At 43.0% G+C, this 13,685-nt stretch carries 12 protein-coding genes; 4 read left to right on the top strand and 8 right to left on the bottom strand.

Features of this window, described 5'->3' with window-relative positions; genetic code table 11:
* Positions 1–10: 10 nt before the first annotated feature.
* Genes Q8J82_RS05095 through Q8J82_RS05085 form a run of 3 tightly spaced genes read left to right on the top strand, consistent with a single transcriptional unit; the run spans position 11 to position 3,238 of the window.
* Complete coding sequence (locus Q8J82_RS05095; protein WP_305327870.1) at positions 11–1,555, top strand: hypothetical protein; 1,545 nt, start codon at positions 11–13, stop codon at positions 1,553–1,555.
* Positions 1,552–2,382: a hypothetical protein gene (locus Q8J82_RS05090; protein ID WP_304908771.1), complete on the top strand. Its 831-nt coding sequence runs from the start codon at positions 1,552–1,554 to the stop codon at positions 2,380–2,382. Before Q8J82_RS05095 ends, Q8J82_RS05090 begins: the two co-directional genes overlap by 4 nt.
* A 25-nt stretch (positions 2,383–2,407) precedes the next feature.
* Positions 2,408–3,238, top strand: coding sequence for a LemA family protein (locus Q8J82_RS05085; protein WP_304908772.1), 831 nt, complete (start codon positions 2,408–2,410; stop codon positions 3,236–3,238).
* A 22-nt stretch (positions 3,239–3,260) separates the two neighbouring features.
* Here the strand turns inward: Q8J82_RS05085 and Q8J82_RS05080 are convergent, their stop codons facing one another.
* The 5 genes from Q8J82_RS05080 to rlmE all read right to left on the bottom strand — a co-directional run bounded on the left by Q8J82_RS05080 (position 3,261) and on the right by rlmE (position 8,934).
* Entirely contained in the window at positions 3,261–3,797 is a 537-nt protein-coding gene (locus tag Q8J82_RS05080) for a phosphatase PAP2 family protein (protein WP_304892241.1), read from the bottom strand.
* 121 nt (positions 3,798–3,918) lie between these two features.
* A complete protein-coding gene (gene glmM / locus Q8J82_RS05075) occupies positions 3,919–5,277 on the bottom strand; it encodes a phosphoglucosamine mutase (protein WP_304892240.1) in 1,359 nt (452 codons plus the stop codon).
* 37 nt (positions 5,278–5,314) lie between these two features.
* Complete coding sequence (gene folP, locus Q8J82_RS05070; RefSeq protein WP_305327869.1) at positions 5,315–6,142, bottom strand: dihydropteroate synthase; 828 nt, start codon at positions 6,140–6,142, stop codon at positions 5,315–5,317.
* Between the two features lie 73 nt (positions 6,143–6,215).
* A complete protein-coding gene (gene ftsH, locus Q8J82_RS05065) occupies positions 6,216–8,108 on the bottom strand; it encodes an ATP-dependent zinc metalloprotease FtsH (RefSeq protein WP_305327868.1) in 1,893 nt (630 codons plus the stop codon).
* Positions 8,109–8,313: 205 nt separating this feature from the next.
* Positions 8,314–8,934 carry a 23S rRNA (uridine(2552)-2'-O)-methyltransferase RlmE gene (rlmE, locus tag Q8J82_RS05060; RefSeq protein ID WP_304892237.1) on the bottom strand — a complete coding sequence of 207 codons (621 nt, stop codon included), beginning with the start codon at positions 8,932–8,934 and terminating at the stop codon, positions 8,314–8,316.
* A gap of 55 nt (positions 8,935–8,989) precedes the next feature.
* On the opposite strand from rlmE, the gene Q8J82_RS05055 reads away from it, so the two are divergent.
* Complete coding sequence (locus Q8J82_RS05055; RefSeq protein ID WP_304892236.1) at positions 8,990–9,280, top strand: YhbY family RNA-binding protein; 291 nt, start codon at positions 8,990–8,992, stop codon at positions 9,278–9,280.
* 44 nt (positions 9,281–9,324) lie between these two features.
* Here the strand turns inward: Q8J82_RS05055 and Q8J82_RS05050 are convergent, their stop codons facing one another.
* The 3 genes from Q8J82_RS05050 to carB form a co-directional block, all read right to left on the bottom strand.
* Entirely contained in the window at positions 9,325–9,774 is a 450-nt protein-coding gene (locus Q8J82_RS05050; protein WP_304892235.1) for a DUF4149 domain-containing protein, read from the bottom strand.
* Positions 9,774–10,256 carry a transcription elongation factor GreA gene (greA, locus tag Q8J82_RS05045; protein WP_304908773.1) on the bottom strand — a complete coding sequence of 161 codons (483 nt, stop codon included), beginning with the start codon at positions 10,254–10,256 and terminating at the stop codon, positions 9,774–9,776. Before greA ends, Q8J82_RS05050 begins: the two co-directional genes overlap by 1 nt.
* A gap of 81 nt (positions 10,257–10,337) precedes the next feature.
* Positions 10,338–13,544, bottom strand: coding sequence for a carbamoyl-phosphate synthase large subunit (gene carB, locus Q8J82_RS05040; protein WP_304908774.1), 3,207 nt, complete (start codon positions 13,542–13,544; stop codon positions 10,338–10,340).
* Between the last annotated feature and the right edge of the window lie 141 nt (positions 13,545–13,685).

Genomic DNA, 13,685 nt, shown 5'->3' with positions numbered 1-13,685 from the left:
GAAATGACCCATGTTGGAAACGATTAAAGAAATTTTCGCCGCCTCACCAGTAATGGCTTGGAGTGTTGTGAGTGTAATGTTTGCGATGCTGGTAATGGCAGCATTATGGGATAAGGTAGCATGGTGGTGGCTCAACACCTGGATGAGCTTTCCGTTAGTGGGCCGCATTAGCCGACTATCAAAAGACCTGAACCGTGACTCGGCCGATAATACGTGGTTTAAAGCAGAAAAAGCGCTGAGCCGTGATTACAAGAAATTCATTCGTATTCAAAATGAGCACGATTTTAATGAAAAAATTGACTACATCACCAAAGCAGGTGATAACGGCCGCACTTCAACGCCAACCTGGATTTTTCTGCTGACGGCCTTATTGGTCTTTGTTGAGGCTATGGGATTTAGTTACGTGCTTGCAGGCTGGACAATTCCAGGGGCGAGTGAAAGTACTCAACAATATGGCGCATTAGGCATTGCATTTTTAATTTCAGTTATTTTGTTTGCTTTTACACACTTTGCAGGGCATGAGTTGTACAAGTCAAATAAAATCAAACACGCGCGCCGTGAGTGGGCTGAGGATGGTCGTAAGCATAAATTCACTACTGGCACCGTCCCTTTAGCACGCAAGCAATCAATCGACGATGGCCAGCCAAACTATACACAATTAGCTAATCGCGTGGGCACGCATGAAAGCTATATGATCACAATTGCAACCGTTGTTATTGTGCTGATTGTAGCCGCTGGCGCCACGTATGTTCGTGGACAAGTGTTAGAGAAAACACTGCACCAAACGGTAGTGGGCGGTCAAAATCAGGCTGAAATTGGATTATCATTAAACGATGATGGTTTAGATATGACGGTTAAAGGCACTGACAATCCCATCATGCCAGATGCAGACCTTGCGCAAAACCAAGCTACCAAAGATAAGGCTATGATGGACGAAATTAACATTGATAGACATGGTGGCTGGGGAACATTCATCATACTGGCTTTTATTTTTATGTTTCTACAAATTTTAGGCGGCTTATTCGGGTATAGATGGGGGTTTGCTGGATCTGATAGCAAAGCCGCGTTTAAGTCTATCGGCAATGGGCGCTACTCAACTTATGCAGATGTACGTGAACGCTATAACGAAGTAGCCGATGCAGCGCAAGCTAAGCTCGAAGCGTTACAACAGAAACTCATGGAACGTAATGCCGACATTGGGACAGAAGGAATGCACACCAAAAACACCTTCTGGAAGTTTATGGAAATGACGCGGCAAGAAGAAGCACGAGACCGCGAAAATCAAGACAAGCATACCGACAGAAAATCCAATAAACCTGACGGTGTTTCAATACCTGCCAGTCAAGAAGCCATAACCTCACCGCTTACGGTTGACCAAGCGCTTCAACAGTTGGACTCTTTACAGGACAAAGATGACAAAAGATCCTATATCAAAAGCCTGCCTCCATCTATGCAAACAGAAGTAAAAAACGCACTTATGCTTGCCAAGGCAGAGGCAGAGAAAGCCAGTGCTACACAAACGCAATTAGATGATGAACTGGACAAACTGCTATGAATAAATACTGGTTACTTTGCCTAGCTTGGTTGGCAGGTCCAGTGGTTGCGGGTCAAATGGACGCAATCCCCACCTGCTACAACGCCAAAATCCCCGCACCCAGTGTTGCCACCACAACCGAGTTATTTGTCATTATTGATCAAACCACTCCGTTCAATAATAGCCTCAAGCAATCGGTAGCAGACAATGTACGTCCTTTTTTGCAACCAAATCAAGCATTTTCAGTAACGCAATTTTCTGCCTTTACTCAAGGTCACTACACTGAAGTACTGGTTTCAGGTAAGCTAGATGTAGCGCTGGCTCCAAAAGTTAGAGATGATATATCCAAACCAGTACTGTCAAAATTTGACCAATGTATAGCCATGCAATCAAAAATGGCTATGCAATTGGTAGGTCGTGCAATGAAAACTGCTTTTGGTGATGGGCGCAATGATATAGCCAAATCCGATGTGTTAGCCAGCCTTAAAGACATATCCAGTAAGGTGCAGCAATCCAAAGCCGAGCAAAAAATAGTGCTTATCGCCTCAGATATGCTGGAAAATTCCTCTATTACCAGCTTTTATGCCAAACAAGCTGTACGCCAGATTAGCACTGAAAAAGAACTCAAACTGGTGGCAGATAATCAAATGTTCGGTGATTTTGGTGGTGCTAAAGTGTATGTGATTGGTGCTGGCTTACTGACTGAAGATGCCAAACATGCCAAAGGCGTTTATCGCTCACCGCAAACCATGCAAGCGTTAGCTACTTTTTGGAAAACGTGGTTTCAAAAATCCAATGCTGAGGTTGTTGAGTTTGGGCAACCTGCATTATTAAACCCTGTTCGTTAGATTCAACTATCTATAAGGAAAAGTAATGAATGCGATTTTGAGTTTTATCGGTAGCTTGTTTACGTTTTTACTGTTTGCGGCGGTTGTCATCGCTGTGATTGCTTTTTGGGGCTACAACACTTTACGCTCACTATCAGAAAACATCCGCGAAGGCTGGTCTAACATTGGCGTTGTTGGTAAGAAACAAGTATCACTTATCAATCAGTTGATTGACGTAGTGAAGGGATATCAAGAGTCTGAAAAACTCGTTATGCTTAAAGTTTCTGATGATGTGTCATCTGCCAACCAACTGGCACAACTGCATCAACAATCAAGCATGGTGCTTTCTGCCGTGGGTGGTATGGTGCAAAAATTCCCAGAGTTAAAAGCTAATGATCAATATCAACGCCTTATAGATAGCATCCAAACTTGCGAAGCGCAGCTAGAAGCAGCACGACAAAAATACAATGCTGGAGTGAAGGTTTACAATGTAACGCGCAGTTCTATTCCACATGTTTTTTATGCCTCAACTTTAGGCTTTAAAAATGCACCTTATCTTGAGTTTGATGGAGAAACACCAGTATTGGAAGTAGGTGCAATGAAATCATTTATTAGTGATGATGACGGCGAGCGTCTTAATATGCTGCTAGGGCAAGCGGGTAACAAGCTATTAGCGGCTGGCAATAAAGCCTTTGAAGGCAGCAAACAAATTGCAGAGGCTGCTCATGGAAAGATAAAACAAATTCAAGAAACAAAAAATAGCACTGACGCTATCCTAGATAATGTAGAGCCAGATTCAACCTGCTTAGCTTGCGGTGCAACCGTTGCTAAAAGCAGTGCGTTTTGCAATCACTGCGGCTCTAAGATTGGCGCCTGACAGCAATTTAAAAATTGAGCATCTAAATAACTTGAAAAGATAGCCCCGCTATCAAGCCACCTATCAAAGCGCCCGCAATCACATCACTTGGGTAATGTAACCCTAACACGACACGCGATAGTGCCACCATCGCAGTAAAAGGCACCACAATGATTGCGAGTTGCGGATAGTAATTGATTGCCACTAAACCAAACACAACAGCATGCAGGGTATGCCCCGAGGGGAAGCTGAATTTATCTAGCGGAGTGCCGGTTAACCAAATGTCCTGATGTACTTCATAAGGACGCGGACGCAAGGTTTTGCCTTTTAACCACTTATAAAGCAATGTGCCAACCAAACCAGCAAGCGCCATGTGCACCACTGGGGTGAGACCTTCAGCTCCTTTGATAATTAAAATGCCTAACATCAGTCCATACCAAAATACTCCGTCACCCAGACGACTTACCAACCTAAAACAATCGCGTATTAATCTATATTGACTTGTATGGTTGACAGCAATACATAAAAAACTATCTATCTGATAAAAGCGATTGATATAAAAACGCATTCTAAGTGGCATATTTGCCTCCAATTTCAATTACTCTTTTAGTTGAGCATGAAGGCTAGAATGTCATTGAATTATTAAAGATTGATGAATGAGATATGAAGGTTTTTTGATGCAAAAAACTGCATTTAATATGCTAAGTTGTTGCTTGTGTTACGACATCTGCAATACTCTGCGCTAAAGTTTGTACTTGCATCAGGTTTTCACCTTCTACCATCACGCGAATTTTTGGTTCGGTACCTGATGCTCTTAACAATACCCGGCCACTGCCGGCAAGCTCTGTTTCTGCAGCTTTTACAGATGCCTGTATTTGAACATGGTGAGCTAAATCTATTTTTTTTGCCGTTTTTACATTAATCAACACTTGTGGATATAACACCAAGCCTGCACCTAACTCTACAAGCGTTTTTCCACTGAGTTTAAGTGACTGCAATACTTGCAAGGCTGCAATAATGGCATCACCGCTGGTATGTTTATCCAGGGTAAGAATATGACCGGAATTTTCACCACCCAGTTTCCAATGTTTTTCATTGAGCAGTTCCAGCACATAGCGGTCACCCACTTTTGCACGCGCAAATGGAATTTGATGTTTTTTTAGTGCGTGTTCTAATGCCAGGTTAGTCATTAGCGTACCCGCGACGCCACCCTGTAACTTGCCTTTACCATACAAACCCATCGCAATGATGTAAAGCAATTGGTCACCATCCAACAAGTTACCATTGGCGTCTACCATCATGACACGGTCACCATCGCCATCAAATGCTATGCCTAAATCCGCCTTGTGCTCAAGCACCGATTTTTGCAGTGCTTGTGGATGCGTTGAACCTACTTGCTCATTTATGTTTAAGCCATCTGGTTTGTTGCCAATGGTGATAATTTCTGCACCTAATTCATGAAACACATTGGGCGCAACATGATAAGTAGCACCATGTGCGCAATCAAGCACAATCTTTAAGCCACGTAAATCCATGTTATTTGGAAATGTACTTTTACAAAACTCAATATATCGCCCAGCAGCATCATCTATGCGACGTGCTTTGCCCAGCTTGGCAGACTCCATCACTTGCATGGGCTTGTCTAACTCTGCCTCTATTGCATGCTCGATGTCATCGGCTAATTTTGCACCTTCACTTGAAAAAAACTTGATGCCGTTATCATAATACGGATTGTGCGATGCAGAAATGACAATACCTGCCTGAGCACGCAAAGCGCGGGTAAGGTAAGCCACAGCGGGCGTAGGCATTGGGCCTGTAAGCAAAACATCAACCCCGGCTGCCGACAACCCAGCCTCTAAGGCGGCTTCTAGCATGTAGCCTGAAATACGCGTATCTTTGCCGATTAAAACCGCTGGATGCGCGCCTTTTGCAAGATTGCTATTAACGGAAGTTAATACCTTGCCTGCAGCATAACCTAAGCGCATTACAAAGTCTGGTGTAATGGTAGATTCGCCAACACGCCCACGAATGCCATCTGTGCCGAAGTATTTTTTAGTCATGTTTATCGCCTATTTTTTTACTAATTTTATTTAAAATTTATTGTATTGCTGCAACCACTTTAAGTGCATCCACTGTCGCTTTCACATCATGCACGCGTATTATTTTAGCGCCTTTCATTGCCGCAATGACTGAAGCAGCAATACTTGCATATAAGCGCTGCCCTTCATCTCCACCTGCAATTGCACCTAAAACTGATTTGCGTGATAAGCCTACTAACAATGGCTGGCCCATATCAAGCAGACTGTCCAAGTGCTGAATTAGCGCAATATTATGTATGCGCGTTTTACCAAAACCAAAGCCTGGGTCAAGCAAAATACGGTTTTTAGAAACTCCATGTGCCATGACCACGTTCAGCCTATCAATTAAGAACTGCTTTACTTCGCTCACCACATCTTCATAAACAGGCTTTAACTGCATCGTTTGAGGTATGCCTTGCATGTGCATTAAGCATACACCCACCTTGCTATTCACCACCGCTTCCAAAGCGCCTTGCTCTTGCAGTGCACGCACATCATTTACAATATCAGCGCCTGCTAAAATGGCTTGTCGCATCACTTCGGGTTTATAAGTATCAATAGAGATTGGGACGGTTGCAATGTGACTTAAAGCCTTAATGACGGGAATCACCCTACTCAACTCCTCATCTAAACTTACTGGTTTAGCTCCTGGACGCGTAGATTCTCCACCTACATCTAAAATATCAGCACCTTCTGCAATCAACTGCAGTGCGTGCTCGACAGCTAAATTGGCAGATGAGAATTGTCCACCATCCGAAAAAGAGTCTGGCGTGACATTGACGATACCCATGACATGCGGGCGATTGAGGTTAAGCTGGTATTTTCCGCATAGAAAGTGAGAGTGCATATGGCATTATACTTAAAATCTAAACAATAAAAAAAGGGCTAGAAAACTAGCCCTTTTAAATCAAAAAAATTACTTAAGTCTTAGCTGTCGGCTGAGGTGCTGGATTAGAGCCTAAACCAGTTGTGCCAGTATCTTTAGGCGGATTAGCCTTGCTTTGAGTTGGTTTGGGTGGACGCGCCGTAATGCCCGCCATAATATCGTTGATTTGATCGGCATCTATCGTTTCGTACTCCATCAATGCTGCAGCCATCGCTTCTACTTTAACGCGGTTATCTTCTAGCAATTTACGCGCTAAACCGTATTGTTCGTCTAATATTCTGCGAATTTCAGCATCCACTTTTTGCTGAGTCGCTTCCGATACAGTTTTAGAACTCATGTTACCAAAGAATGAATCCTGCTCACTACCTGCGTACACCATCGTGCCAAGCGCATCAGACATACCATAACGAGTCACCATATCACGCGCTAATTTCGTAGCGCGTTCAAAGTCATTTGACGCTCCAGTAGACATTTGATGCATAAAAATCTCTTCAGCAATACGGCCGCCAAATAATATAGAAATTTCTTCCAACATTTTATCTTTGTAATTACTAATGCGGTCAAACTCTGGCAACTGCCAAGTTAAACCTAATGCCCAGCCACGCGGCATAATCGTCACCTTATGCACCGGGTCAGCCTTCGGTAACAGCTTGGCAACTACTGCATGTCCAGATTCATGATAGGCAGTATTAAGACGCTCTTCCTCACGCATCACCATCGATTTACGCTCAGGACCCATGAAGATTTTATCTTTTGCGTCTTCAAAGTCTTGCATGTCTACTGTGCGCTTGTTACGACGTGCCGCAAATAGCGCAGCCTCGTTCACTAAGTTGGCTAAATCTGCACCAGAAAAACCTGGCGTACCACGCGCTAAAATGTCGGCTTTAACATCCACATCAATGGGCACTTTACGCATATGCACCATTAGAATTTGTTCACGACCTTTAATATCTGGTAATGACACCATCACTTGACGATCAAAACGGCCTGGACGCAACAGCGCTTTATCCAACACGTCTGCTCGGTTAGTTGCGGCAATCACTATAACGCCAGAGTTGCCTTCAAAACCATCCATCTCGACCAATAATTGGTTTAATGTTTGCTCACGCTCATCATTACCGCCACCAGTACCAGATCCACGGCTACGGCCTACAGCATCAATCTCATCGATAAAGATGATGCATGGCGAGCTTTTTTTAGCTTGCTCAAACATGTCACGCACGCGTGAAGCACCTACACCGACAAACATCTCCACAAAGTCTGAACCTGAAATCGTGAAAAACGGCACTTTTGCTTCTCCGGCAATAGCGCGTGCCAACAAAGTTTTACCAGTACCAGGAGGACCGACCATTAACACACCACGTGGAATACGTCCGCCTAATTTTTGGAATTTGGTAGGGTCACGTAAGAACTCAACGATTTCTGTGACTTCTTCTTTGGCTTCATCACAACCCGCGACATCGGCAAATGTAGTTTGATTATTACCTTCATCAAGTTGGCGTGCTTTACTCTTACCGAAAGAGAAAGGACCACCGCCTTTGCCGCCACCTTGCATTTGGCGCATGAAGAATATCCAGACCCCAATAAGCAATATCATCGGGAACCATGAAACAAAGATGCTCATCAAAAATGATTGCTCTTCATCTGGTTTAGCTTCAACTGTGACATTATTTTTAAGTAAGTCAGAAACTAACCATGGGTCTGCAGGTGCATAAGTATTAAATTTTTTACCATCTTGTGTTGTACCACGCAAAATACGACCGTCAATTTGCACTTTGGCAATACGCCCATCTTTCACTTCTTGAATAAATTGCGAATACACGACTTGGCTATCAACAGCATTTTTAACACCAGTTACATTAAAAATAGCTAATAGAACCATTGCAATGGCTAACCAAATGGCAATATTCTTAAATATGTTGTTCAAAATATCTTTCCTTTTTTAAAGGGGTAATTCTTTAAATTCTAATTGCATTGCTTGTTTAGTTCTACTTTTAACATCTTACGCTTTTTGTAAAATTTATCTTTAAGTGTTGGCTATTAATTTAGAATCGGATATTAAATTAATAGATATATTACTTAAATTACGGCTCATAAAGTAGCTTAACTGTAACTTTTAAATTAATTTAAACCTAGGACTTGCGGCCTAGACCTAATAAATACACTTCGTTACTTCTACCACGTGAAGCTTTTGGTTTACGCGTGACCACTTTATCAAACATTTCCCGCATGCTCTGCAAAATTTGATCAAAGCCTTCGCCTATAAATACTTTGACCAAAAAATTACCACTTGGTTTCAACCAGTCTTTACTGAAGTCTAAAGCCAGCTCTGTTAAATAAGCCGCACCAGCCTGATCCACGATAGTAATACCTGAGATATTGGGGGCCATATCCGCAATTACAAGGTCTACTTGCTTGCCATTTAAACTTTTTTCTAATAATTTCAAAACCGCATCTTCACGAAAATCGCCCTGGATAAACTCTACACCTTTAATCGGCTCCATTTCCAGCAAATCCAAAGCAATAATTCGTCCCTGACCTTTTATACGCTGCACCACAACTTGCGACCAACTGCCTGGCGTTGCGCCTAAATCGACGATCGTCATGCCGGGTTTAATTAACTTATCTTTATCGTCAATTTCAGTAAGCTTATAAGCAGCGCGTGCTCTATAGCCTTCTTTTTGCGCGCGCTTCACGAATTCATCATTGATATGTTCATGCATCCAAGCTTTGCTGGAAGGTTTTAGTTTCATCTGTTAAACTGCTCGCCTATATAAATCAATAAGATAACTCAAGAAGACATCTGCCGTGAACTCAAAACAAATTAGCTACTTGCGTGGCCTAGCACACAATTTAAACCCAGTCGTGATGATAAGCAATAAAGGCTTATCGGAGAGCGTTTTAAAAGAAATCAATGTCAGTTTAGACGCACATGAATTGATTAAAATTAAAGTCATGGGTGACGATAGAGCTCTGCGCGCAAAACTTTTAACTGATATTTGTGAACAAACCAACGCAATAGCTGTGCACCATATTGGAAAACAGTTAGTGATTTACAGGCAGTCCACTAAACCGAAAATTGTCATCCCGCAAAAATAATTCAGATAATAATGAGGCTATTTAGATCAAAGCCTCATATTTCACTACCTAGCGCGTAACACCACCACAAAACCTAATAAGCATTGCATCACGTATGCAATGCTCGCCACACCATGCCAAGTTTTAAATCTGTTGGCAAATACACTTTGCATTACATCGCCTGGAAAAGCGTTTACCTTTAATTGTGCCAGTATCGGCTGAATTCCAAAGTGACCCGCAAGTACAAGTAACAACATTGCAAATACCGCCCAAAAGTAGGATTGTTTTAGCGCCAAAGTGCCATAGCCTAACAGGCGATGTATAAGCAAATAAAACGCTGAAAACAAACCTAAATAAGACACATAAGTAAAAAACTTACCCGCCAATTGCCCTGCCAGCTGGCTATCTTGCAAGGTTTGAAATAGCACGTATGCTACAGCACCTGTAGTCCATAAAGCGCCAACCCAGAAAGTAATCAGAATTAAACTGAGTTTATCTAACCATTGATTTTTCATTAAATATATTGCACTTCTAAAATCTCATATTCTTTAACACCGCCTGGTGCCATCACTTCAGCAATATCGCCTTCAGACTTACCGATTAGACCACGGGAAATAGGCGAACTCACTGAGATTTTTCCGTTTTTAATATCTGCTTCATCATCGCCTACAATCTGATAAGTGGTAATATAACCGCTGTCCAGGTCTTCTATTCTTACCGTTGACCCAAACACACAGCGCCCATCAGCATGTAATGTTGCAGGGTCAATAATCATTGCATTAGAAAGCTTAGCTTCAACCTCTGCGATACGCCCTTCAATAAAACTCTGGCGCTCTTTAGCCGCTTCATATTCTGCATTTTCAGACAAATCGCCCTGCGCACGCGCTTCAGCTATTGCCTGGATGACCCATGGTCGATCAACACTGCGCAAACGCAAAAGCTCTTCTTTAAGTTGTTCTGCGCCTTTAACTGTAACGGGTATTTGGGTAACTGCCATATTGCTAAACCTTATCTATCAATCTAAAAAAATAAACCACACCCAAATCGAGTGTGGTTATGAATAAAAAACTAGTGTATTTTAAGAAAGCTTTTTATGCAAGTCTTGTAGTGATTCTACTGTCAACTCTTGCATGTGTGCCATACCCACGCAGGCAGCCTTGGCACCGGCCAATGTTGTGTAATAAGTCACTTTATTTTGTAGTGCACTTCTACGAATTTCATAAGAATCAGCTACTGCTCGCTTATCTTCCGTAACATTCACAATAAAGCTAATGTCACCATTTTTAATCATATCAACAATATGGGGTCTGCCTTCTGCCACTTTGTTTACTGATGTAACGGTTAAGCCATTCGCTGTTAAAGCTGCAGCAGTCCCCTTGGTAGCTACCAAACTGAACCCTAACTGATGCAGAGCCTGTGCTACTTCAACAACCTTTAAATAGTCTTCTTTACGTACACTGATAAACGCCCTTCCGCCTTCTGGCAATTTGGTGGAAGCACCAAGTTGCGACTTAAGAAAAGCCTCAGCAAACGTTGCCCCAACCCCCATTACTTCGCCTGTTGATTTCATCTCTGGGCCTAAAATAGTATCAACACCCGGGAATTTAATGAACGGGAACACAGCCTCTTTTACTGAATAAAATGGTGGAATAATTTCGCGCGTCACACCTTGTGATTTCAGTGAAGTCCCTATCATGCAACGTGCAGCGACTTTGGCTAGTTGCAAACCACATGCTTTTGATACAAATGGAACTGTACGTGAAGCGCGAGGGTTTACCTCAAGCACATAGACTGTCTCACCTTGAATAGCAAACTGCACATTCATTAACCCCACCACGCCTAATGCGCGGGCCATTTGTTTGGTTTGGTCACGTAATTCATCTTGCAATTTGGCTGATAAACTATACGGCGGCAATGAACATGCTGAGTCACCAGAGTGAACGCCAGCCTGCTCAACGTGCTCCATAATGCCGCCAATAATCACATCTCCAGTGTTATCACATAAGGCATCTACATCAACTTCCAAAGCGTCATTTAAGAATCTGTCCAGCAAAACTGGTGATTCGTTAGAAACTTTTACAGCTTCTCGCATATAACGTTCAAGTTGAGATTGCTCTTGCACAATCTCCATCGCGCGACCACCTAACACATATGATGGACGCACCACGAGCGGGTAACCGATTTCCAAGGCTAAGCGTATCGCTTCATCAGGGGTTCTGGCAGTACGGTTTGGCGGTTGTTTTAACCCAAGCTCTTGCAACATTTTTTGAAAACGTTCGCGGTCTTCGGCTTTATCAATCGCGTCTGGTGTCGTACCAATGATTGGCACACCCGCTTTTTCTAAATCACGCGCTAATTTTAGTGGCGTTTGGCCACCGTATTGCACAATCACGCCCACTGGTTTTTCTAAAGCAACGATTTCCAATACATCTTCCAGCGTCACTGGCTCAAAATACAAGCGGTCTGAAGTGTCGTAATCGGTCGAAACGGTTTCAGGGTTACAGTTCACCATAATGGTTTCATAACCGTCTTCACGCATCGCGAACGCAGCATGAACACAGCAATAATCAAACTCAATCCCTTGTCCGATACGGTTCGGTCCACCTCCCAAAATCATGATTTTCTTTTTATTGGTTGGCGCTGCTTCGCATTCTTCTTCATAAGTTGAATACATATAAGCCGTGTTGGTTGCAAATTCAGCTGCACAAGTGTCTACTCGTTTGTACACAGGGCGAACTTGTAAAGCCTGCCTGTAAGCACGCACAGCATGCTGATCAGTATTTAACAAAGTGGCTAAACGTCTGTCCGAGAAACCGCTACGTTTCAACTTGAGTAAAGCACTCTTATCCAAATCCGCTATTTGCTTGCCTTTTAGCGCCTGCTCTCTATCAATCAGGTCTTTAATCTGCACTAGGAACCAATGGTCTATGCTCGATATTGAGAATACTTCTTCAACCGTCATGCCCATTCTGAAAGCATCACCCACATACCAAATACGCTCTGGTCCTGGCACGCCTATTTCTTTAGTAATGGTATCTAAATCTGTAGTTTTTTCATCAAGTCCATCAACACCAACTTCTAGACCACGCAAAGCTTTTTGAAAGGATTCTTGGAAAGTTCGGCCAATTGCCATTACTTCGCCCACTGACTTCATTTGTGTCGTTAAACGAGAGTCAGCCTGTGGGAATTTTTCAAAAGCGAATCTTGGTATTTTTGTTACCACGTAATCAATGGATGGTTCAAATGATGCAGGTGTTGCACCGCCTGTAATTTCATTGCGTAACTCATCTAAAGTAAACCCAACTGCAAGTTTGGCAGCAACTTTTGCTATCGGGAAACCGGTGGCTTTTGATGCAAGTGCTGATGAACGCGATACGCGCGGATTCATCTCAATCACAATCATGCGACCATCATCTGGGTTGATAGCAAACTGCACATTTGAACCGCCCGTATCCACTCCGATCTCACGCAGTACGGCCAATGAGGCGTTACGCATAATTTGATATTCTTTGTCAGTCAGCGTTTGTGCCGGTGCAACGGTGATTGAATCACCAGTATGCACACCCATAGGATCCAGGTTTTCAATCGAACAGATAATGATGCAGTTGTCCGCAGAGTCGCGTACCACTTCCATCTCGTATTCTTTCCAGCCGAGTAGGGATTCTTCAATCAACAACTCTTTAGTAGGTGAAGCGTCTAAGCCGCGCTCACAAATGGTGATGAATTCTTCACGATTGTAAGCAATACCACCGCCGCTGCCACCCATAGTGAATGATGGACGGATAATAGCCGGATAGCCAATATTGGCTTGCACTTGCAGCGCCTCTTCCATGCTGTGTGCAATCATAGAGCGCGCAGAACCCAAACCAATTTTGGTCATGGCTTCTTTGAATTTTTGTCGGTCTTCGGCTTTATCAATCGCTTCTTTAGAAGCACCAATCAACTCAACATTATATTTTGCCAATACACCATGCTTATCCAAGTCAAGTGCACAATTAAGCGCAGTTTGCCCGCCCATGGTTGGCAACAACGCATCCGGTCGTTCTTTAGCGATGATTTTTTCAACCACTTGCCAAGTCACCGGCTCGATATACGTCGCATCCGCCATTTCAGGGTCAGTCATAATAGTGGCTGGGTTAGAGTTCACCAGAATGACGCGATAACCTTCTTCACGCAATGCTTTACATGCCTGCGCGCCAGAATAGTCAAACTCACAGGCTTGCCCAATTACAATGGGGCCTGCGCCAATAATTAGAATAGATTTAATGTCTGTACGTTTTGCCATTTAATTATATTTTCATTTTTTACGTTTACTAATGTCTTCAGTTAATTCTGAGTAGAAGCAACCTCGAGGTTTTTTATCTTTTTAACACAGCCTTACAACCCAATAAACTTTTCTTGTAATCTGCATCAAATTGCTTCAAAT

Origin of the sequence: Methylotenera sp. (assembly GCF_030684185.1) — a bacterium.
Taxonomy (GTDB): domain Bacteria; phylum Pseudomonadota; class Gammaproteobacteria; order Burkholderiales; family Methylophilaceae; genus Methylotenera.
Note: the sequence above shows the minus strand (reverse complement) of the source record. Positions and strands in the feature narration are given on the sequence as shown.